Genomic DNA, 24,980 nt, shown 5'->3' on the forward strand with positions numbered 1-24,980 from the left:
TAAATATATAAAAATACAGACGATATTTTATTATTTCATCTCGTCTACTCTTTTGTCAACAAAAAATCTTATACCTTAACATCTACTAAAAAGTCTTTAATGACATTTTGTAAATCCCGAATATTTTTATGTTGATACTATTCTCTTAACCTCTTAGATATTCCGTTTAATATTTCTATCTTTCCCTCTATTGGCAATAAAATTCCTCTTGATTAGTTTTTCTCTATCATAATCAAGAGGTTTCTATACACAAAATTTTACAACTTATAAAATTTGTGTAAATATAAATACTTAATAAAAAAGTGATGCGCAGAGTAGAATAATCTATTCTGCACACCACTATTTTAAAGACAATTTATATCAAAAATCAATAATATCACTTCAATAAACTCTAAAGTCTATTCCTTTTATTTGTAGATATTATATAGCACTTGAGCTACTTGAGCTCTTGTAAATGGTGTTTTTGGACTGAATGTCCCGTCTTCCATTCCGTTTACAATCTTAGCTTTTGCAAGTTCTTCAACTGCATCCTTGGCCCAGCTTGAAATCTTAGCACTGTCTTTAAATTCTGAATTTCCACCGTTCTGAACTGTGACTCCTGCAACTTTTAAATATCTAGCCATTATTACAGCCATTTGTTCTCTAGTCATAACATCATTTGGATTAAATTTATCATTTCCCACTCCGTTGACTATTCCCGTTTCACTTGCCCAGTTCACATATGGTGCATAAAATTCGCCTTGTTTTACATCTGAGAACTTAGAATTTTGGTATTTACTCTTATCAATTTTTTGAATTCTTCCAAGAACTGTTACAAATTCTCCTCTTGTCATGCCTCTGTCCGGATCAAATTTGTTATCTCCTACTCCTTCAAAATATCCTTTAGACAAACCGAATTCTATAGCTGCTCTTGCCCAGTGGTTTTGAATATCTTGCAGTACGCTGCTTGTATTTGTTACTTTCTTTTCTTCTACTTTATTTTTTTCTTTTTCATTTACATTTTTAGTTAAATCCACCACTTTTGCATTTGCATGATGTCTAGCAGCAGAAATTGACGGTTTGAAATAGAAACTTCCACCAAAGTTATTATTACTGTTATCAGTATCAACCCTTGGTTTTTCTGTGCTTGGTTTTTCAACTATATCTATTTCAAATGTCTTCTCTACACTTACTCCATCTTTAGTAATTCTAACTTTAAATATCTTATGACCCGGTATAATAGTCTCAAATTTTTCAGTTAGAAGTTCTAATTTTGCACCGACAGGATAATTCAATTCCTGACTAATTCCTCTAAACTCTTCAGAAATAAATTTAGTTTTCTTCAAAGTTACAGAACTTGCAAGTTCTTCTTTAGTAAGGCTACCCGGTTGTGGTTTCGGATCTATCGGTTTTGGTTGCGGTTTATCTCCAGCAGAAGTTTCGTTACCATCAGTTATATTTACTTTAAAAGTTTGAACTTGGCTTCTTCCAAATTTATCCTTTACCAATACATTTAATTCATGTTCTCCTGAGCTTCTAAGAACCATCCTATCAGCCAACCTATAAGGTTTTATAGTATCTCTGTCATGCCATTCATCATCCAATTTTGCAGATTCATATTTATCCGCATATTCAATGTAGCTTGCCTCTATGCCATTAGGAATTTCAAAAGCAGATTCTAATTTTTCTACTTCATTTGAATGTACATTGTTCTTCTTTAGTTTAAGAGTTGGAAGAGTATCCTCTAAGTTTATAGTATGAGAATCTGTAGATGTATTTCCGGCTAAGTCTTTAACTTCTAAATATATAAAGTACTTGCCCGGTTCACCTTCTACTTCATAATTTTTGATTTCATCATTCTTATACTCTTTGCCATTTACCAATAATTTTTGTTGCCATACTCCGGATCCGCCCTTATCCTCAGCAGTATACTCAATTTTAGATTCAGGAGTTAAACTGTTTTTATCTTTAATCTGTGCAATAGGAGCTTCACTGTCAATTTTGGTTACAAATTGATGTTTTTCAGAAGTCCCAAATTTGTCGCCAACTTCTATAGTTAACATCTCGCCATCTTTTGAGTGTCCTTGATGTTTAAATCTCTTTTCTCGATGATTTTCTCCAAATAGATCCCATGAAAAAACAGATACATCATCAACTTTTGCATATATCTCGCTGGAATCGTCAAAGACTTTTCCTTCTAAAGTATAATTTTCACTAGGGAAGAATATTTCAGCCCTCTTATCTCCTCCCATGTCCTCAGGTAATTTTACATTATACAATTCAAGTTCAGGCCCTTTTGCGTCTAAACTGAAAGTATAACCGCGATTTGTTATTACTTTCCCGTCCTTATCAACTATTTTTAAGTTTACAGAGTTAAATCCTTCATATAGCACAGCATAAAGTTCACCATACCCATTTCCCTCAAATTTGTATTCTTTAGGATACTCTCTGAGATTCGGCTCACGAAGAGGCTCATAACCCTTCTTTGCAGGATTATATGAAGTTACACTCATAACGTCGCCTTCCATACCATAGTATTGAATTTTTATTCTATAAGGTTCATTTTCTATATCCGATAAATTTCCGGGTTCTATATTCTTATTTCTCGAAATAGAATCAGGTGAAAATGCAGTCCATGCAGCAAAGACACTCGGATACATTACTTCTCTTCCCTCATCATCTAACTCGGCATGTGCCATAATTTTACTCTTTACTACTGAATGATCTTTGTTGGTTAATTTCTCTCTTCCCATGGATTCTATATTTTCCGCAGCTTTATCTAGAGCTTCATTAGAAATTTGTCTTTCATCAAGAATAGACGCAGAACTACCTTCAAGAGAAACTTCTATCCCTGTACTATTCTTAGCAAAATCTGTAGCTTGAATATTTAATTTGTTAGTAGAATTTTCACTTAGATTAAATTCTTTAGCTACAAACTTTTTGTATTTGCTTTGATCATCAACCCTTTCAAAGGTTATAGCTTTTCCATCCAGAGATCCTTTTATATATGAAATTCCAAAATTATCATCAATCGTAACAGTAAGAGTTTTATTAGCTTTATCAATTTGAATATTCTCTTTTTTAATTTCCGGTTTTTGTCTGTCAAGTTTGATTGGTAAATAATCTACTTGATAATCATGATTTTCAGAAGATCTAAATTCAAGTTTGAAATAGTATTGTCCATCCGGGAGCTCTTTTACAAAATCAGTTCTACCAGGTTTCCAATTTTTATTTAATACAGTTCCTCTCCAGCCCAATGAATAATCAGGATTTGATACTATCGGCTTATACCAATCACGTTCTAAATAGTGAGCATGAATATATTTTTTATAGAAATTCCCCTTTTGTAATACTTGTACTACTTCTTTATTTTCATTTACAACTGAAATTTTATAATCATTTGCATCTCTTAATGCAATTATTCTCGGTATAACTTCATATCCATTTGTGGCAATCATATCCGGATTTACCGTTTTATTATTTGGAATCATACCATCAATTCCAAGCTTTTTCATTTGACCTTCAGCACCATCATGTGATTGTGAAGCCTCTAAAACTGTTGTAAGCTTAGATTTTGAATTACTGTCCCATTCAGGAAGATCGACAATTCTCTCTTTGCCCCAATCACCCAAGAAACCCATATAAGGTATACTCAAACTTGGTTGTTCATTGTTTTGAGATTCAAAATAAATAAACCCTTCTACAAATTTATCTTTGCCATCCGATACAGCTTTTAATGTAAAGCTTACACTTGCTTTTGAATTAGCAGGTACTTTTATAGTTTGTACACTTGGAGTAATGCTGGCCCCATCCACTACTTTTGGATGAATTTCGTGTACATCATCATATCCCCCGCCGGATTTTTGTTTTTGTACAGAAACAATATTATCAGTTATTACATTTCCCGTTTTGATGTTAAATACTTGATCTGTATTTGAGAAGTTATTTAAATCAACCGTAAATTTTGTGGTTTCTTTTATCTCCTTTAAAGAAACTGAAGGTCTACCCTCATGTGATAAAAATACATTGGTCGAAAAAGCATTCTCAACATTTACTTGTCCCGCACCTTGATGTCTAGGCGAACTCTCTAAAAATGTATCTCCAACCGGAACTTTCTTATCTCTCATAGGACGAGCAGTCGACATCATTAAAAATTTTGCAAGTTCCGATCTTGTATACTTGCCAATTTCTTCAGGAATCTTTGGAACCGCTCTATCCCTTAAAATCTTATGGTTTTTAGGTTGTATTAATACACTTTGCATATCCTCTTGAATCTTAGAATATAAAAGTGCCGTTACACCTGCTATAACAGGTTGAGACATTGAAGTCCCTGACATTTGTACATAATAATTTTTTCCATTGTGGTTATTTCCAAGAGAAATAATTTCTTGCCCCGGAGCTGTGATATCCGGCTTTAATTCCAATTGATTGTTCGGACCCCATGCTGAAAAACCGGAAATTGCAGTTTCATCTAAGAAAGCTGCACGAGTTTTATACTCTTTTGTTTTTATTTTTATTTTAAAAGGTTCATCTATTGGTTTTAATCTTTCAACATTATCATTACTTAAATTAAAAAGTTCTTTACCCGCATTTCCACTTATACCGATAGTAAGAATTGGGTCCATACCTTCAGATGCTTTAAGTGCTTTTTGGCTAATTCTCTCAAAACCGGTTGGCACTTCTTCCATAAATGTGTCTCTATTTTTATTCATGATGTCATTGACAAGAATAAACCCAATTGCACCATATAATCTAGCTTTATCTAATTTTTGATAAGGGAGATTATTATTGTCCATATCTCTTGCAACTGCAACTACTTTACCATCAAGTTTATTTTCAAATTTTTTAAATATTTCAGCATCTGCACGTCCTAAATAGTAAACTTCATATTCTTTGGCTTCAAACTTCTCAAATGTTTCAGGAAATTCAAATCTTTCCCCTATCGGCGCTACCGGATAGTCTTTACCATTAAGTTCCACTGTAGGATAAAGCGCTCCGGTATTCCTAGATGCTGCCACCCCTATTGCATAAGGATTTGCCGCTCCACTAACTGTCATTGAAGTATCTACATTCCCAAAAGCATTATTTGTATAATTATCAAAAGTGCTACTTGATGAAGACGCCCCATAATTACCCATTGAAACAGAAACGGCAACCCCATATTCTTGTGCATTTCTTATGGCTGTATCATATAAGTCTCCACGTCTGCCCACTCCCGGATCACCAATACTCAAACTGATGACATCAGCACCATGTTTAATGGCATCTTCCATTGCATGATATACTGCATCATCTCCCGAAGTCGGTGTATAACCATCCTTATCTTGCCCATCTGCAAAAATTCTATAGACAAGAAGTTGTGCTCCCGGCGCAACTCCTCTTATACCTAAGCCTTTTTCCGCATCTTCTTCACTCGCGCTGCCGGCCAGTATTCCTGCAATATGTTGCCCATGTGGAGCAAAGAAATTATCCTCCAGTTCAAAATTCGCATCACAATAATTAAATCCATGCGGTACTTTATTTGTAAAATGTCCTGTTTGATCTACGGTTTTAATTTTTGCATACTTATTAAAAAAATCATCACTCATTTGCAAATCTTTATGTTCTAAATCTGCGCCTGAATCGATAGAGGCTATAACCATGCCTCTACCGTCAAACTTATACTTCTTATTTATTTTTTCATTCTTTATAGAATCTACAAGCTTTATGACTTTTCTAGCATCTGTCATAGCCGGTTCAACAGGTTGAGATTCAATTGCCTGATCTACTTCATCAATCTCAAAAATTTTCTTCAACTCAACTTCCGGAACTTCAATTGCCGCTCCGTCAAACACTAGATTGTACTCATACTTTACTTTTAAATTAGGAATTTTTTTAAGTTCTGCAAGAGCTTTTTCCCTATCTGCTTTGTCGAACTTAACTATCATAGTAACTATTCCATTATTCCTTTTCTCAATAGTTTGAGACTTTAAATAATTTGCGATCAGAGGAAATTCTTCTTTTAATTCCTCTTCACTCACACTCTGTTTTTTATCATTTTCATTTACACTAGTTATTTCTCTCTCTTTTATTAGAGACGCTGCAGTGGCTGCAAGCGCAGAGGTGCCTGAGCCACATATTATAATAATAGCTAGCATCAAAGAAATAATTCTTCTTTTCATCTAGATACTTTCTCCTTTTATTGTCTAAATATCATTTGTAAACTGCTCTTATAATTACCTCAATATCCGGCATTATAAAGCTTGTTTTTTTTGAGTTCGGGTTATTAAATGTCACTTTTTCAGGACGGTTGGATTCCCAACGCACAAATTTTCTCTTTTCATTTTCATTTGCATATAAAGCTACTTCTCTTCCAGCTTTTGCTTTATACGGCCACGAATCCCCTCCTTCAGTGTAAATATCGTATGCCTGATTTTCATCATTTACTACCTCAATATCATCATTAAAAGTTTTCTTAAAAAGATCTTTTAATCCATTTTGACTAAGTTGAGGAGAAAGATTTACAATTCTTCCCGCCTCATCTAAGAGTAGTATATTAGGAGTTGTTTTAAGACCCAGTTTAGATGCCCAAATCTTAGTTTCAGAGTCATAGAGTGCAACTTCCTTTAAATTTCCGGCACCCATTTCATCTAAAGTTTTATTAGTAAGTTCAATTGTATCATTTGTGTTTTCTTCTACAGAAGTTACAACTACATAGAAGTTATATTTCTCTGTAAACTTAGGATATTTACTAATTAAATTAGACATTTCCTCCATCATTGTTTTGCAACCGCCACAACCTGGGTAGCCAAATAATAACATAGTTTTCTTATCTTTATTTAAAATGTCCTTCAAAGTAATTACTTCATTTTCATAATTTCTTGCATTGTAATTCGTCACATCATTACCATAAACTTTTTTGATTTGAGTTTTTTCACGATCATTTTGTTTAAAGTGAATAAAAAATTTAGACTCCTTTACTTCGTCAAAAGATTTAAACTCTACATTTCTTGATGACACAGGAATTGTTGCAATTCCATCTTCCCATCCATCTTCACTAGCCGTTGCTTTAATGGTAAAAGAACTTGTATCTGCAACATTAAGTATAAACTCTTTTGTTATTACCTCTTTATTATTCATATCAAAATCCTCTTCATGTTTTAAGTTATTATCTTCAAGTATTTCAATTTTTACTTTACTTTTAACTCTTGCATTTAAGTTAGGATCTAATACCTTCACCTCTACCTTTACTTTATTTATTTCAGTCGTAAGTGATTTAAGATTTACACTTAACTTTTTTTCAAATTTTGCAGATACATGTTCCTTATCCCCTATTAGCCATTTAGTCATTCCGCCTAGCATTACATAAATATTATTAAATCCCTTTCCCTGCATAAGTTTTGCAGCTTCTTTAGACCTATTATCTGTTCTACAATAGATTAGATAAGTTTTATCTTTATCAAGAGTTTTTAAATAGCTTTCAAATTCTGCTCTATTATAGAAATTAGATTGAATGGAGCCCTTTATATGACTTTCATCATACTCTCCCTTTGTTCTGACATCAAAAATTACAAAATCAGAATTATTCTTATTTTTATTTATAAGTTTTTCTCCTCTTTCAGTGTCAATTTCTTGATAGAGTAATTCTTTAGTTTTTTTTTCTCCGGATTTTGTCTTGCATAGATATATATTTGATCTGGATAATTTCCTCCAAATTCATGCTCTTCTACTGCTATTAGATTTTTTATATTGTCTAAACTTAAATTTGAAATATTTCCCAAGTGTTTATCTTTAAATATATAGAAATATTCAAAAGTCTGTTTTTCAGACAATTCTTTTAACTTATCCAAAAATTCTTGGGTAGCTTCTCCATAAGATTTCCCTATATTGAAATTTAAATCTTTTGCTACAAATTGTCCTTGGTTAAAACCATCTATATATTCATATAGATATAAGGCAACTTTTTTACCAATAACTTCATCTTCAATTTCTTTTTCAACATTTTTTTTCTTGTCTAAAGCACTTGGATCTGCTTTCAATACAACTTCCTTTAAGGCATTATATTTAATTTTTACAGATTTTTTAGTTCTATTTTCACTTATAATTTCATTTTCTGCAGCTTTTAGGGCACTTTTTAATTCTTCATTGCCTTCAATTTTTTTTGCTATATCTATAAGATCCTTTAATGAATCATTATAATTAAATACGCCAACTATATTTACAACTGAACCGCTACATTGAACACATTGCATTCTGCCATGCAGTTTTTCTTTTTTCAGTTCTTCTAAAGTAAAGCGCTGTTCCTGACCAAAGTTTACCTTTTCACCTTTTTTCCACTTTTCAATATAGAAATATCTAAAATCATCTCTTGCTGCATATTCTTCTAATACTCTCAAGACTTTACCATTTGTTTCAAAATTTTGTCCTTCTATAATAGTAGCCCCTTGTGAAATACCTAATTCAATATCTCCGTCCATTTTATTAACTGCACTCTTGTCTCTCTCTGCACTTGCCCATTCAAGATATCCTACTGTTACTGCATAAGGTGCCTTTGGCGTATCGTCTTCATTGCCCAACTTATTTTCTTTTCCATAATAAGTCTCTATTGTAATATCCTTATCTACTTTTATTTTTATTGCTTCCGTTTCAATTGCTGTAAGATCTTTTTGATTTATTTTAAACTCAATTTCTTTTCCATTTACTTCAATCTTCTTTAAAGGTTCATCACCATACTTGGTTTGAACTTTAATATAGATGTTGGAATTTTTTTGTACTTGAATTTCAGTTCCATTCGTAAAATTCAATTCTCTATAGTGAGATGGCATATAAGTGTCCGCTGCTTTATCTCCGTACTCTTTATTGGTTTTTTCTGAATCAAAACGGTCAAACTTTGCATCTTTCCACTTTTCTATATATTTATCAGTACCGAATAATACATGTACTTGAGGAGCAGCATAAGATGACGACAAACCTTTTACCTTAAAATTATCGTTTTTATCTACAAGTCCCTCTGTAAATTCTTTCAAATTAAATAATTCAGCTGTAACTGCATCTGTTTTTATATTTTCTTTTTTTTGCAAACCCTCAGTTCTTTCAATAGTATCTTTAAGCCTTTGTGCAGATTTATCTGTGTACTTACTCAAATCAATTGCACTAGCTTTTTCTACTTCTAATTTCAAAACAGTTTTTGGGTCTTCCACACCTTTGAGTTGTGTAACAAGTTCTAATTTAAGAACTACTTCTCCAAATTCACCATCATACTCATACTCAACCATATTTCTATTTATTTGAGCTTCTAATATCTGTTTAATTGTAAATTCCTGACCTGTTCTTTTAACTCTCCAAGCTTTAACTTCTTGACCTTCAGGAACTTTTGGTTTTTGAATTGCATTTTTTACATCTTCGTCACTTCCAAACTTTTGACCAACTTTCATATCTTTAGAATCACCAAGCAAACCTTCAACATAAACTGTTACAGTTCCATCAAAATCTTTTGGCAAATTCGGATCTTCTGCCATATTAGGATTACCAGGATTTAATCCCTCTTCACTTGGTGTATCCGGTTTAGGTTCAGGTTTTGGTAGCGGTTTTGGTGTATCTGGGACTTCTTTCCCAACAGGAAGTTCTGCATCATCATAGATGTTTACATATGCATATATATATACAGTGTCCTCTGTTATAGATGATCCATGGAAATGTTCAGGAATGGCTACAAGTTCTTTTAGTTCTTTTGGTCCGCCTATTTTTATTTTAAATGAATCTCCATTTGGATTGTTTTTTTCAATATAGAAGTATTTAAATCCTTTTTTATTAGCTAGACTTTCTATGGTTTCCAACATGCTTTTGCCATTATCACCATTCCCCAGTTCACCATATTTTTGACCTGTTTTAAATCCAAAATATTTGTAGTTTTGTTCTCCATTATTTTCAAAATCTAGAATACCTTTTTCATCTCTGCTTCTTTGAATGAGACGAAGCGATACCTTGGCATTTCTAACAACAACGCCTTCGCCTGGGTTAGGGTTAGGGTTAGGTGTTGGATTAGGTGTTGGATTAGGTGTTGGATTAGGTGTTGGACCAGGTGTTGGATTAGGTGTTGGATTAGGTGTTGGACCAGGTGTTGGATTAGGTGTTGAAGTCTTGTCCCTAACTTTCACTCCGATCTTTACATTACTCTCAGGCATTGTAAAGTATGCTCCGTTCTTTTGGTCAGCATTTTCAATTTTTACATTACCTTCTAGAACCACAAATTTATCAAACACTTTTTTGGCTGTTGTTGGTGCATTAAATGTAATGTTAACTTTCTCTCCCGCTCTTGCTTTAATAACTTCTTCGTCGCTTTCTTCATCATCCTTGCCATTGACTTTAACTTGGAAAAATCCATTTGAAAAATCCGTTTCAATTATGTAAGCTTTTCCAGTTGGTTTAGGAGTAGGAGTTCCTTTTTCCTTCCAAAGAGCTTTTACTTCAATATCTTTATTTATACTTATCTTATCTCCAACTTGTTTTTCTACTTTATCAACTTCCCAAGCTTTAAATTCTTTATTTTGAGGTGCTGTAAATTTATTTCCAGGCAATGTATATGATTTATCTTTATCAACTACTACACTTGCCATACTTCCGCCTCCACCGTTTGAGTTAAAGCTAACTGTGAATTTCTTTGCAGGTGTTAATGGAGAATCCTCTTTTTCCTTCCAAAGAGCTTTTACTTCAATATCTTTATTTATACTTATCTTATCTCCAACTTGCTTTTCAGTTCCGTCAACTTCCCAAGCTTTAAATTCTTTTCCGTCTGCCGGTTTAAATGCATTGGCAGGAAGTGTATATTCTTTTCCCTTTTCAACTTTAACACTCGCCATATTTCCACTTCCACCGTTGACATTAAAGCTAACTGTGAATTCCTTTGCAGGTGTTACCGGTTTTGAAGGTGTCACCGGTTTTGAAGGAGTGCTTCCACTTGAAGAACTTCCTCCGCTTGAAGAGCTGCTTCCACTTGAAGAACTTCCTCCGCTTGAAGAGCTGCTTCCACTTGAAGAACCCCACCATCCGAACCATGCATTTGAACTCCCGGAAGTAGTATGTTTATGAGTTGTTTCTTTATCGTCACGTATGCCTTTTCTCAAATTTTCTTTTGCTTTTCTCAAACTCTCTTCTTTTAGTTTGGATTTAGTCTCTTCCATTTTATCAAGAGCATTGTAAAGAGCATTAAACACAATATTTCTAATTGCATCGGCACTCGGTGTTAAATTTTCAACTCCGGTTCCCTCTCCAATGATTTTCAGTTCCTTTGCCCAATTAAAATAACTATCAGGCCATTTGGCATCTTTCATTTGATTAGATTGTAGATCAAACTTACTTGCAACTACCAAAACTTTTATAAACTCTTGATATGTTATTTTATTCTCCGGTTTGAACTGTCCGTCAGGAAAACCATTTATAAGATACTGACCATTCGGCATTTTAACAGTGCTTGCAACATTTATGACCCCATTTGCCCAGTGATCGGTGCCGACATCCGGAAATTTTCCCTTTTGAGATTGCAAATTCTTTGCTAAATCTTCCAATCCTAAAGAATAAACTACAATTTTTATAAGCTCACTTCTGGTGATTACTTCATTTAACTTTAAATCACCCTTTTCATCACCTTGGATGATCCCCTTTTTCACCAGTTTTTCTACTTTATCGTTTTCCTGTTTGTTTTGGCTTGCAAATGCAGCACTCGGACTAAAACACGAAAACAAAATACAAAAAACTAATAATATTGACCATAATTTTTTCATTGTAAATGAATGTCTCCTTCCTTTTATATTTTGATAATTACTATCATTTATGTAATATCACACTTTATCGCTTTTGTCAATATATTAGCTTTTAATTTATTATTATTTCTAGTTAAAATGATAATAAATTAAAAAAATTTTAACCATTTTAAAATAACGAATGTGACGGTAAAACCGCACCAATCCAAAAGAAGAATGTGCATTCATAAAAATATCAATATTAAAGCGTAGGGGCGGCACGTATCCACAAAAAAAATAAAGAATTAAAACAAAAGCAGAAAAATAAAAAATATAAATATCAAAAAAGTATAGGCCCGCCCGCAAAAATAATAACAGATTCAAAAACTGTATGATTACACAACACAACAGCATAGCCAACCCACCAAACCAAATAAAATGAAATACTAAAAACATAAATGTAAAAACCAGCCCAAAAAACGGGCGGCCTATACTGCTTTATAATATAATTTTCGATTTGTCCATTACATCATCAAACTCATTATCCATTTCACAAACACGTGCCGCCCCTACATGAACTAAATAAAATTTAAACCATAAAATAACCAAAAAAAACGGGCGGGCCTATACTGCTTTATAATATAATTTTTGATTTGTCCATTACATCATCAAACTAATTATCCATTTCACAAACACGTGCCGCCCCTACATGAACTAAATAAAATTTAAACCATAAAATAACCGAAAAAAAAACGGGCGGGCCTATACTGCTTTATAATATAATTTTCCCATTTGTCTATTTCATAATCAAACTCATTATCTATTTCACAGACACGTGCCGCCCCTACGATAAAATAAATAAAATAATTACATATAATGAAATATTAAAAATCCAAAAAACCTAAATATGCATCATCAACATAATAATCATATATGGCTATGTTATTTTGCTCTGCATACTGTTTTAGCATTGCTTTTTGTGAATATATACTCATACTCTCATTTGTATTACCATCATCTTTTGATAATCTGCATTACAAAACAGCAATATATTTTTTAGTCCTGTTCAAATTTACGCTCCTTTCTCTTAACAAGACTATCTCAATGTAATTATTAAATCAAAACACTCCTGTGTACTCAATTCTTACTTAGTCTTGCGTTTGTTTTTTATTTTTTTCTTCTAAATTTTTATCTACAATATGTTCGATTACTTCTTCAAATACTTCGGTAATCGTTTCCCCTACATACACTCTTTTAATTTCAAATTTTATTTTTCTATGTTTTTTCTCATTTGTTTTTTTCATCATTTCGTCTCCTTTCCATTTGTTCCAATAAAAACCTGCTAACAAAAGTCAAGCCTACTCCGAAATTAATTTCAGAGTAGGCTTGTAATATTTAGTATTGAATTTAAGCATAGCAAATAAGCCGGTTGATATCGGCTTGTTTTAACTATTCTATTCCTAGCTCTAAGCTACTTTTAACGCCTCCTTTTCTTGTTTTGATGCCATAACTTTTGCATAGTAGATTCTTAAGAACTTATTTAAGCCTGCAAATTTACATACTTTTTTTGCTTTTCCATCTTTTTCTTTTTTTAGCATATATAGATATATTTCATTTTCTGGATTTTTAACACTCATCATACATTTCATAGATTGGTATCCTATTTTTCTAAGTATTGCATTACCTCTTTTGGTTATTTTTCTCTGATCTGCTTTGAAATTCCCCGATTCATATGGAGGTGAGTCTATTCCTACAAAGGATATTAGGCATTTTTTATTTTTAAATTTTGATAAGTCTCCAAATTCTGCTGTTATTTGTACTGCTAATTTGTCTGATATTCCTGAGAATTTTTTGGCTTCTTGATATTCTTCTAGAGGCTCGGCAATTTCTATCATTTGTGATAAAATATTATATAGAATTTGATTTATATGTTTGATCAATTCTATCCCTTCTTGTAGGTTCATCTTTATGTATGAGCTATTGGAAGGTTGAGTTGAGATACTTTCCTCTGCAAGCTTGTAAATGGATTTAGCTTTATCAGCATTAGGATGGTATCTCTTTTCTTTTGCCCAGTTCTTAAAGTCTTCTATGAATTTTTCTTCTGTTTTTTCTAAAACTAGGTCTTTGTGCCACCATGTTTCTAAGAAATCTAATAGTTTGTCTTTTGAGAAGTCTTTAGATCCATGAGATATTAATTTTTTTATTCCTGGAAATGTTTGACTGATTGTTTGGTCTATGAAGTTCATTTGATTGATTCTTAGGTCCATGTAATGCTGATAAGATCTGTTTAATTCTTTTAGAGTTCTAAAATTTTCTGTATCTACTTTGTGTTCTTGTAATTCTTTCCAATACATCAACCCATATTCTGCTATTTGTGTGGCATCTATATTATCATTTTTTGCTTTTCTGAAGTTTAACACTCGGCAGAACTGTTTCATTTTTAATGGATTAATTACTGCTACAAAGTATCCTTGTTTTTTTAATTCATAAAGAATTGGCAAATGATATTTTCCTGTTGCTTCCATGACTATTTTGATTTCTTGATTTAAATCTTTTAGTTTATTTAAGAATCCTTCTACTTCTGGTTTGTTAAGATTTACATCAAAGGGCTTCCAAATAATTTTGCTACCTTGTTCTAAGGCACAGGCTGTAAATTTTTCTTTTGCTATATCTATTCCTATAGATATCATTTTCTTACCTTCTTTCTTTTAAATTTGTAGTTCCTACCTGCACCATTACACTCATTTTAGCTCGTGACACGGACGTTTTGCCCAACCTGCTTAACCGAATATGAATAATGAAGAGGTAGATGACAGTTTTTATTGCGGATGTTTTAACCCTAAAAGACGATCGTCATACTACTTCTTCATTATACAAAAATAGTGCAAGATAGAAATCACTTTCTTTCTTACACTATTTATGGTACTAAAAGGCGATAGATTTTACTTCTACCGTCTTGTGTAAATTTATTATGTTCTCAAAATTTATTTTAGTTCATTTTCGATTTCTTCTGTGCTTGGTAATACTCCTTTAAAACTTTCAGGAATTAAATTTTGTAGTTGATATTCTGAAATTCCAATAGGTTCTCTTGAACTTTCAGAAGCATATTTCGCCAATACATTATCCTTTGTCTTACAGATTAAAAGACCTATTGTTTGATTATCTCCATCGCCCTTCAATATATGATTTACAGATGTTACATAAGTTCCAAGTTGACCTATGTCCGCAGGTTTAAATGCAGAAATTTTAACCTCCACAACCACATAGCAATGCAGCTTAATGTTGTAGAATAACATATCAATAAATTCTTCTGAATTTCCAACTACAAGTCTATATTCTCTACCTACAAATGAAAAGCCTGTTCCAAGCTCTAATAAGAATTTTTGAATATTATCCATCAAAGCGTCTTTCAATTCTTTTTCATCATAATTTTGTCTAATCGCTATAAAGTCAAAATTATACGGATCTCTTGTCATTTCATTTGCTAAATCGCTTTGTGTTGCAGGCAAATTATTTGTGAAATTTGTTATTGCTTTTCCTTGTCTATCAAACAGGTCTGTATCCAAGAAATTTAAAAGCACAGCTCTACTCCAGTTATTTTCTAATGTTTTAGATATAAAGAAAAATGCTTTATTCAAATTTCCCTCACATCTATCCATAATATATCTTTGATGTCCCCATGGGATACTAAAAATTATATCAAAATCTCTACTGACTTTGGATATTCGTAAATCGTCCACAAGCTGTGGACGATTTAATGGAGAATACATTTCATAAAATTTTTTCATATATTTTAAATTAGTAACAGAAAATCCTTTAACATTTGGAATTTCCTTTTGTAGATCCGAACTTAGTTTTTTATAAAATCCGCTTCCCCATCTGCTTTCTGCCTTTAATCTAATAATTTCTTCTCCTAGACTATAATAAAATCTCAGCATTTCTGAATTAACTGAAACTGCTGCTTTAAGTTGTCTATCCTTATATGATTTTTTTATTTTTTCAAGCATTTTTATATATTCACTATCCCCTATGATAGCTAAATCTTTTTTATCCATCACCACCGCTCCTTTTTTATTGTAATTTTATCTTATATTTTTATCATAATCAGCTTACATCCTATAAGCCAATTCTATCACCAAGATTTTAGTCTAATTGAGATAATTATACCAAAAATATAGCCTTTTTTCTATCTCTCAGTTTATGTGTGCCATTGAAACAAGGACTAATCTTTATATCTGCATTTCCAAAATGGGATTGTGCTTTATGCACTTAGACAGTGCATAAACTTGTAGGACTGAACGGTTAGTTCATCTCTTTAATTCATATTTCTTGCTCTGTATAATTTTCGATTGGTCTATTTCATCATCAAACTCATTATCTATTTCACAGACACGTGCCGCCCCTACATGAACTAAATAAAATTTAAACGGAAAACAACCCAAAAAAATAACGGGCGGGCCTATACTGCTTTATAATATAATTTTCGATTTGTCCATTACATCATCAAACTCATTATCTATCTCACAGACACGTGCCGCCCCTACATTAACTAATAAAACGACTATGTATACAAAATAAATATAAACACATTGCAAAAAGGGCGGACATTGATACATTCGTGCCGCCCTTATAATAAATAAATAATTAAACCCATTAATATGATGGTGGAATTTCACCAATGACTTGCAAAAGTTCACGAGCTTTATCTAAATTTTCATCAGGGACATAGACCATTATTCCAACGTTGATGTTTGCATAGATAACTTGAGCGGTGGAGTCGTTCATTTGAGAAGATTCTTCAAAGTGAGGTATATTATTATCATCCAAAATACCTATTATTCCGCCAAGTTTTAATCTATCATTTACAGAGATTAATTCAACGAATTTAGGTTCTCTTTCAGTTTCTTTATTAAATTTAAACATATAAGACCTCCTTGGTAAATATATTTAATATATACCCATATATAAAAAAAGATGACGGATTGGGTTATATCCATCATCTTTTTTTAATTACATATTCTTTGAGTAGAACTCAACGATTAATTGGTCTTCAATTTCTATTGGAACATCTTCTCTTGCCGGAATAGAAACTAAAGTAGCTTTAAAGCCTTCTTCCTTAGAGATGTAAGGATATGAAGTTACGAAGTTTGTTTCAAAGTTTTCTTTGAACATAGCAACTTTTTTACCTCTTGCAGAAAGTTCAATAACATCTCCTGCATCACATCTGTATGAAGGAATATTAACCTTTTTACCGTTTACAGTTAAGTGTCCGTGAGTTACCATTTGTCTTGCTTGTCTTATAGAAGAAGCAAAGCCCATTCTGTAAGCTAAGTTATCAAGTCTTCTTTCAAGGAAGATAACTAAGTTAGGACCAGTTTGTCCAGCAGTTTTCTTAGCTTCCTTAAATAAGTTGACAAATTGTTTTTCAAGAACACCATAGTAAGCTCTTAATCTTTGTTTTTCAAGTAATTGCTTACCATATTCGGTTAATTTCTTGTCACTTCTTGCAGTACCCTTTACAGCTCTCTTCATAGCCTTAGGGTGTCCACATACGTTAAGACCTAATCTTCTTGATTGTTTAAATCTTGGTACCATCATTCTTGCCATTTTATTATTCAACTCCTAATATATTCTCGCCGCGATAATTTAAGAGCCGAAAGCATTATACTAAATAACTGAGTAAAAGTAAAGAGAAAACAGAGAAAAATTGTGCTATAATGTAACCTACGGAGGGTAAAATGATACTTAAAAATGCAAATTATATAGACGTTAAAAATGGTAGAGTTATAACACAAACCGATATACAAATAGAAGACGGGAAAATTGTAAAGATAGGCGAAAATCTTCAAGCTAATGATTATATAGATTGTAGCTCAAAACTTATTGTGCCGGCATTTACAAATGCACATACTCATCTTGGAATGAGTATGATGAGAAATTATTCAGATGATTTAGAACTTCAAGATTGGCTTGTGAAAAAAATATGGCCTTTTGAAGCTAAGTTGACTAAAGAAGATATATATTGGGGTGCAAAACTATCGGCGGTTGAATCGGCAAAAAACGGAGTGTGTGCAGTGGTTGATATGTACGACCAAATCGATTCAACTGCAAGAGCATGTAAGGAAGTCGGAATAAAGGGAATTCTTGCCAAGGGAGTTTTGGATGTAGCGGGCAGTGGTTCAGAGAGAATAGATATATTCAAACAAAACTACAGAGAATACAATTCAGATGATATTAAAGTTGTCTTGGGGCCGCACGCTATTTACACTTGTTCAACGGACTTTTTAAAAGAGTGTTTAAAAGTTTCAAAAGAATATGGTGGGATGCTTCACATACACGTTTCAGAAACTATGAAAGAAGTTGAAGATTCTAAAAAATTATATGGGATGACACCTGTAGAATACTTGGATTCGTTGGGATATTTAGATACTAAGATAATAGCCGCACATTGTGTGTATATAACAGATTCGGAAATTGAAATGATAGCGGGAAAAGAATTCTATCCGGTATACAATCCGGTATCTAATTTGAAATTGGCAAGCGGATTTACACCGGTTAAAAAGATATTAGATGCAAATATAAATTTGGGGATAGGAACTGACAGTTCATCTTCAAACAACAATTTGAGTATATTAAAAGAAATACACGTAGGAGCGATAGTAAATAAGGCGGTAAATAAGTCAAGCTCAAGTGTACAAGCTAATGAAATGTTAAAACTTGCTACAGTAAACGGAAGTAAGATAACAGGCTTCGACAACGGCTCTGTTGAAGTTGGAAAGAGTGCGGATTTGACATTTTTTGATTTAAATTCAATTAACTTCACTCCTAAAAATGATTTAATAGGAGCGCTTTGTTATAGTGCAACACCGGAAGATATCAAAGATATTATGATAAACGGTGAGTTTATAATGAAAGATAGAATGATGTTAAATGTTGACGAAGAAGAAGTTAAGTATGAAGTAAATAAATTGACAGACAGAATTTTAAGGAGTTTATAATGGATAAAAAAGTAGTTTACAGTGGGATACAACCCTCAGGTTCACTTACGATAGGGAACTATATAGGAGCTCTTTCAAACTTTAGTGAATTACAAGAAGAGTACAATTGTCTATACTGTATAGTGGATATGCACGCAATAACAATGCCGCAAGAACCTAAGAATTTAAGGAAAAATACACTGGATATATTGTCACTGTACTTGGCGTGTGGACTTGACCCTGAAAAATCAATTATATATATTCAATCACACGTGCCTGAACACGCTGAACTTGGTTGGGTTTTAAATACTATAGCATCCATGGGACAACTTCAAAGAATGACACAATTTAAAGATAAGTCAAGCAAGAGTAAAGAAGTATTGGCTGGGATACTAAATTATCCGGTGCTTATGGCGGCGGATATCTTGTTGTATCAAAGCGCCTATGTGCCGGTTGGAGAAGACCAAAGACAGCATATAGAACTCACAAGAGATCTGGCTCAAAAATTCAACTCAAGATATTCTGATACATTTACAATTCCGGATATAATGACGCCGAAAGTTGGCGCAAGAATAATGTCGCTACAAGACCCGCAATATAAGATGAGTAAATCGGATTCGGATGAAAATGCGTTTATATTGATTTTAGACGATGAAAATGCAATAAGAAGAAAGATAAAACGTGCCGTGACGGACTCGGAAGGAGTTATCAGATATTCAACAGAACAACCGGGACTTAAGAATTTAATAGACATCTATTCATCTTTTTCAAAACTAAGTGTTGAAGAAATAGTTGAAAAATATAAAGACTTGGGCTACGGCAAATTTAAAGAAGATTTAGCCGAAGTTGTTGTAGAAAGATTAAGACCTGTTCAAGAGAGATTTAATGCAATTAGAAATGATAAAGAATATTTAGAAAAAGTATATACAGAAGGAGCGCAAAAAGCCTCCGCATTGGCGAGAAAGACACTTAGAAAAGTATATAAAAAAGTTGGATTTATACCAAGATAGATAAAAAATTAAGAGCTGAGCATTTTTAATACGGGTGAGAAGAGAAATAGTATAGGTTCGCCCGTTTTTTTGTGGTTCGTTTTAGGTTTAAATTTTATTTAGTTCATGTAGGGGCGGCACGTGTCTGTGAGATAGATAATTAGTTTGATGATGTAATGGACAAATCGAAAATTATATTATAAAGCAATATAGGCCCGCCCGTTATTTTTTTGGGTTGTTTTCGGTTTAAATTTTATTTAGTTCATGTAGGGGCGGCACGTGTCTGCAAAATAGATATTGGGTTTGTTTATGTAATGGATAAATTGAAAATTGTATTATGAAGCAGTATAGGCCCGCCCGTTTTTTGGGTTGGTTTTATGTTTAAATTTTATTTATTTTATCGTAGGGGCGGCACGTGTTTGTGAAATGGATAATGAGTTTGATGATGTAATGGACAAATCTAAAATTATATTATAAAGCAGTGTAGGCCCGCCCGTTATTTTTTTGGGTTGTTTTAGGTTTAAATTTTATTTAGTTCATGTAGGGGCGGCACGTGTTTGTGAAATAGATATTGGGTTTGTTTATGTAATGGATAAATTGAAAATTGTATTATGAAGCAGTATAGGCCCGCCCGTTTTTTTTTGGTTATTTTATGGTTTATATTTTATTTATTTTATCGTAGGGGCGGCACGTGTTTGTGAAATGGATAATGAGTTTGATGATGTAATGGACAAATCGAAAATTATATTATAAAGCAGTGTAGGCCCGCCCGTTTTTTTTTGGTTATTTTATGGTTTATATTTTATTTATTTTATCGTAGGGGCGGCACGTGTTTGTGAAATGGATAATGAGTTTGATGATGTAATGGACAAATCTAAAATTATATTATAAAGCAGTGTAGGCCCGCCCGTTATTTTTTTGGGTTGTTTTAGGTTTAAATTTTATTTAGTTCATGTAGGGGCGGCACGTGTTTGTGAAATAGATATTGGGTTTGTTTATGTAATGGATAAATTGAAAATTGTATTATGAAGCAGTATAGGCCCGCCCGTTATTTTTTTGGTTGTTTTCGGTTTGAATTTTCTATGTGCTGTTGTTTTTTTACTTCTACCGCTTAAATAAATTATTATGATCTCTGTATTTGTTTATTAAATTTTTAGGTTTTTATTGTTTAACATTCTACTAAACATCATATGATATAAATCTTTAGATGATTCTTCTATTTTAGTAATACTTGATATTTTATTTCCTGCGTCCTTTGATGATGCTCCGCAAAGATAAAAGGCTTCATTGTCTGTTCCATAGTCTATTGCTATATATCTATCGTGATATTTTTTACCTGCTACCTTCAGTTTTAGGTCTATATTAGGATAACCTTTTCTAAAATCGTCCAAGATATTTTTTGTGAGCATATCCTTATTTTTTATATTATCACTAAAGACTATGATTTGGATATTATCTCTTGCAGCTCTTAAAAGTTCTAATGTTTTAAGTCCTATGTAGTTGTCTATGGCATAAATGCTTTTCTTTGCTGACTTATATATTTTTGTATATGCTACATCTGCTTCTATCTTATCTCCATTCATCAAAAGGAAGTGTTTATATGTTTGCGGATCTATGAAATTATCCATTACTTTTTTCAAATCTTCTTTTGTGGCTAGGGTGTTCATCTTTCTGTCTATTCTAGCTATATCATTTGTATTTTTATTTGTTTGAATAGCAATTTGTAATAATTCTTTTGAGCTGATAAAATCTTGGTTTTCAATTATAAAGTCTTTCATCTGCTTAAACATTCGTATTAAAGCCTTGCTCTGCTTAACTGCAAGTTCGCCTCTTAATACAGTCATAAGCATATATATGCCCTGTTCTGTAAAGGCATATGGCAGCTTTCTACGCCCGCCCCAACTTGATGTCGATTTTTTCGACATCAAGTTTTCAAATTCTGACTTTGTCAACTGGAACATAAAATCATCATCAAATTTTTCCGAGTTGTTTTTTACTTGCTCGTTAAATCTTGTCGTTGTATATCCATAGATTTCAGCAAGTTCAAAATCAAGCATAACTTTTTGGTTTCTTATATAGTAAATCTTACTTTCCATTGTAGTTTCTTCTATTACTACAATTTCTTTATTTTGCTCTGTCACAAAATACGCCTCCTATATATTTTTTTAACTACAATTTGTAAGCTATTTCTTCATCACGTTTTCAAAATCTACTTGTTATAATTGTACCAAAAATATAGGTTCTTTTCTATCTGTCAGTCCCCTTATGGAAATGTTGTTATATTTTATTTAGTTCATGTAGGGGCGGCACGTGTTTGTGAAATAGATAATTAGTTTGATGATGTAATGGACAAATCGAAAATTATATTATAAAGCAGTATAGGCCCGCCCGTTTTTTTGGGGGTTCGTTTTCGGTTTATATTTTATTTAGTTCATGTAGGGGCGGCACGTGTTTGTGAAATGGATAATTAGTTTGATGATGTAATGGACAAATCGAAAATTATATTATAAAGCAGTGTAGGCCCGCCCGTTTTTTTTTTTTTGGTTATTTTATGGTTTAAATTTTATTTAGTTCATGTAGGGGCGGCACATGTCTATGAAATAGATATTGGGTTTGATGATGTAATGGACAAATCGAAAATTATATTATAAAGCAGTTTAGGCCCGCCCGTTTTTTGGGTTGGCTTTTATATTTATATTTTTATGTTTTCAGTATTTCATTTTATTTTGGTTTGGTGGGTTTGCTATGCTGTTGTGTTATGTAATCATACAGTTTTTGAATCTGTTATTATTTTTGCGGGCGGGCCTATATTTTTTTGACATTTATATTTTTTATTTTTCTGTTTTTGTTTTAATTCTTTATTTTTTTTCGTGGATACGTGCCGCCCCTACGTGATAATATTGATGTTTTTAAAATAAGTGTAAGGTCGACACTAGTGTAGCGAGTTTTTTACAATAAAATAAGCGTGGTTTCCCACGCCTGTTTTGTTTAGTTTAGTATCTCTTTTCTGATTGTAACTTCTTGTTTTGCTTCGTCCCATTTGATGTCTTGTCCGTCTTTTAAGCCCAATGCTCTTGCTACGTTTGCTATCGGCAACATTGTTCTTCCGTTTTCTATCATTGGTTTTACGTCGCTTTGGATTTCTTTTCCGTTTACTATTATTTTATTTGTATCTACCGGAATTTCTATTGTTGTATTTTTGTCTTTTAGGATCGCTATTCTTGTGTCTTCTCTCCACTCTACTGTGTATCCTAGGGCTTCTGCTACGTATCTTATCGGTAACATTGTTCTGCCGTCTTTTATTATGGCTTTTGTATCCATTTTGGTTTCTTGTGTGTGGTTGTTTATTGTTCTTTGTAGTATGTCTGAGCCTATTTTGATCTTTAGTTCTATTACTGTCTTTTGTTTTTGCACTTCTGCTTTTGCATCTTTGCTTGGCGCCTTTATATATCTCCAGTCTATTGATCCCCTTTGATCGTTGTCGTTTCTAAATGCTCTTGGTGCCACTTTTATGCTTGGTTGTAATGGAGTTGAAGGTATTACTTTTATGCCCGGTGTCAGCGGCATAGCCGGCACTTCTTTTGGCTTTTCTTCTTTGTCTCTTCTTGCTTGTTCTTCTTTTTCTCTTCTTGCCTTTTCTTCTTTGTCTCTTCTTGCTTGTTCTTCTTTTTCTCTTCTTGCCTTTTCTTCTTTGTCTCTTCTTGCTTGTTCTTCTCTTTCTCTTCTTGCTTGTTCTTCTTTTTCTCTTCTTGCTTGTTCTTCTTTTTCTCTTCTTGCTTGTTCTTCTTTTTCTCTTCTCGCTTGTTCTTCTTTTTCTCTTCTTGCTTGTTCTTCTTTTTCTCTTCTTGCCTTTTCTTCTTTGTCTCTTCTTGCTTGTTCTTCTTTTTCTCTTCTTGCCTTTTCTTCTTTGTCTCTTCTTGCCTTTTCTTCTTTGTCTCTTCTTGCTTGTTCTTCTTTTTCTCTTCTCGCTTGTTCTTCTTTTTCTCTTCTTGCTTGTTCTTCTTTTTCTCTTCTTGTTTGTTCTTCTCTTTCTTTTTCTCTTTCTCTTTCTTCTTTTTCTTCTTTTTCTCTTCTCGCTTGTTCTTCTTTGTCTCTTCTTGCTTGTTCTTCTTTTTCTCTTCTCGCTTGTTCTTCTTTTTCTCTTCTTGCTTGTTCTTCTTTTTCTCTTCTCGCTTGTTCTTCTTTGTCTCTTCTTGCTTGTTCTTCTTTGTCTCTTCTTGCTTGTTCTTCTTTGTCTCTTCTTGCTTGTTCTTCTCTTTCTCTTCTTGCTTGTTCTTCTTTGTCTCTTCTTGCTTGTTCTTCTTTTTCTCTTCTTGTTTGTTCTTCTCTTTCTTTTTCTCTTTCTCTTTCTTCTTTTTCTTCTTTAATATTTTTTACAGACTTTCTAAATTCCTTAAGATTTTGAATATCATCATTATTATTTTCTGATATAAGTTTTCTAGCTTTAGTTCTAATTCTTCCTTCTAACTCTTGATTGCCTTCTATTTTTGTTTTTTCTAACTTCAATAATTCTTCTATTAATTTAGCTTTTTCATCTTTTAATTCTTGATCTATTTTATCAAGTAATGATTTAAATTCATTTACAAACAGAGTATGATCTAACTTACCATTGTTATATATAGCTGACCTATTTGATTTGCTAGGATCTTCTTTATAATTTTTAATTTCTTGTTCTAATTTAGATTCTAGATTTTTTAACAAAACTTTTCCATCGACACTTGTTGCATAAACAACACCACTTAACTCAGCCTTACCGAAGTTAACTGGTGCAAAAAGTACAAATGCTCCCACTACGCATGAGACAACCCCTATTGATAATCTTCTTATAGAATATCGGTATATTCTATTTCGCTTCCTACTTTTAATAAATTCCCTTAAATTCTCCATTCTCGTCCTCCGTTAAATATTCATTATCATTTTTAGTCATTCTTGATTAATTTTACAACTCTCCCCCTCAAAAATCAAGCTTTTTAGCGGTGTTGCAAGGATTCGAAATATATTACACTCTTTTTGTAAATTAATTAAAAGTTTATAATTTGTTCTTTAAAATTATTTTGCAAGTTCGCCTTATTATTCAACATTTATTTTAATTATCATTTTCACATTTTTAATCAGAGACAAATTTCTAAAATATTGTTTAAATTATTTTTAGGAAAAATATTAAATTAAAATTTAAATTTTATAATTGTATTCTAAATTTTAATCTTCTCAACTTAAAATTATGTTTTTTGTATTTCATTATATAAAATTATTGGGTTAATTTTATTTCATCGTAGGGGCGGCACATGTCTGTGAAATATATAATGGGTTTGTTTATG

Annotated in this window: 13 protein-coding genes; 2 read left to right on the plus strand and 11 right to left on the minus strand. The window is 32.5% G+C overall.

Features of this window, described 5'->3' with window-relative positions:
* Positions 1-407: 407 nt before the first annotated feature.
* The 9 genes from DYE58_RS01445 to rpsD form a co-directional block, all read right to left on the minus strand.
* Positions 408-6,140 (minus strand): S-layer homology domain-containing protein, encoded by a 5,733-nt coding sequence (locus DYE58_RS01445; RefSeq protein ID WP_115311943.1) that lies wholly within the window; start codon positions 6,138-6,140, stop codon positions 408-410.
* Positions 6,141-6,171: 31 nt separating this feature from the next.
* The gene (locus DYE58_RS01450) at positions 6,172-7,674 is read right to left on the minus strand and encodes a rhodanese-like domain-containing protein (RefSeq protein WP_342769542.1); all 1,503 of its coding nucleotides are present in this window, start codon (positions 7,672-7,674) and stop codon (positions 6,172-6,174) included.
* A complete protein-coding gene (locus DYE58_RS01455; protein ID WP_004822602.1) occupies positions 7,557-11,738 on the minus strand; it encodes an InlB B-repeat-containing protein in 4,182 nt (1,393 codons plus the stop codon). Before DYE58_RS01455 ends, DYE58_RS01450 begins: the two co-directional genes overlap by 118 nt.
* Positions 11,739-12,844: 1,106 nt before the next feature.
* The gene (locus tag DYE58_RS01465; protein WP_115311944.1) at positions 12,845-13,000 is read right to left on the minus strand and encodes a recombinase RecR; all 156 of its coding nucleotides are present in this window, start codon (positions 12,998-13,000) and stop codon (positions 12,845-12,847) included.
* A gap of 162 nt (positions 13,001-13,162) precedes the next feature.
* Positions 13,163-14,386 carry an IS110 family RNA-guided transposase gene (locus DYE58_RS01470; RefSeq protein ID WP_004823452.1) on the minus strand — a complete coding sequence of 408 codons (1,224 nt, stop codon included), beginning with the start codon at positions 14,384-14,386 and terminating at the stop codon, positions 13,163-13,165.
* Between the two features lie 294 nt (positions 14,387-14,680).
* Complete coding sequence (locus DYE58_RS01475; RefSeq protein ID WP_004822601.1) at positions 14,681-15,751, minus strand: PDDEXK nuclease domain-containing protein; 1,071 nt, start codon at positions 15,749-15,751, stop codon at positions 14,681-14,683.
* 252 nt (positions 15,752-16,003) lie between these two features.
* Complete coding sequence (locus DYE58_RS11510; RefSeq protein WP_004822600.1) at positions 16,004-16,138, minus strand: hypothetical protein; 135 nt, start codon at positions 16,136-16,138, stop codon at positions 16,004-16,006.
* 211 nt (positions 16,139-16,349) lie between these two features.
* Entirely contained in the window at positions 16,350-16,619 is a 270-nt protein-coding gene (locus DYE58_RS01480; RefSeq protein ID WP_004822599.1) for a putative signal transducing protein, read from the minus strand.
* 87 nt (positions 16,620-16,706) lie between these two features.
* Entirely contained in the window at positions 16,707-17,303 is a 597-nt protein-coding gene (rpsD, locus tag DYE58_RS01485) for a 30S ribosomal protein S4 (RefSeq protein WP_004822591.1), read from the minus strand.
* 131 nt (positions 17,304-17,434) lie between these two features.
* On the opposite strand from rpsD, the gene DYE58_RS01490 reads away from it, so the two are divergent.
* The gene (locus tag DYE58_RS01490) at positions 17,435-18,694 is read left to right on the plus strand and encodes an amidohydrolase (protein WP_115311945.1); all 1,260 of its coding nucleotides are present in this window, start codon (positions 17,435-17,437) and stop codon (positions 18,692-18,694) included.
* Positions 18,694-19,683 carry a tryptophan--tRNA ligase gene (gene trpS, locus DYE58_RS01495; protein ID WP_004822586.1) on the plus strand — a complete coding sequence of 330 codons (990 nt, stop codon included), beginning with the start codon at positions 18,694-18,696 and terminating at the stop codon, positions 19,681-19,683. The genes DYE58_RS01490 and trpS overlap by 1 nt, the downstream gene beginning before the upstream one ends.
* Positions 19,684-20,807: 1,124 nt before the next feature.
* On the opposite strand, the gene DYE58_RS01500 is transcribed toward trpS, so the two are convergent.
* Together DYE58_RS01500 and DYE58_RS01505 are read right to left on the minus strand one after the other, a co-directional pair.
* Complete coding sequence (locus DYE58_RS01500) at positions 20,808-21,803, minus strand: ORF6N domain-containing protein (RefSeq protein ID WP_004823479.1); 996 nt, start codon at positions 21,801-21,803, stop codon at positions 20,808-20,810.
* An 847-nt stretch (positions 21,804-22,650) separates the two neighbouring features.
* Positions 22,651-24,549, minus strand: a complete 1,899-nt coding sequence (locus tag DYE58_RS01505; protein WP_115311946.1) for a stalk domain-containing protein — start codon at positions 24,547-24,549, stop codon at positions 22,651-22,653.
* Positions 24,550-24,980 lie beyond the last annotated feature (431 nt).

The sequence above is a fragment of the Peptoniphilus indolicus genome (genome assembly GCF_900454665.1).
GTDB classification, from domain to species: domain Bacteria; phylum Bacillota; class Clostridia; order Tissierellales; family Peptoniphilaceae; genus Peptoniphilus; species Peptoniphilus indolicus.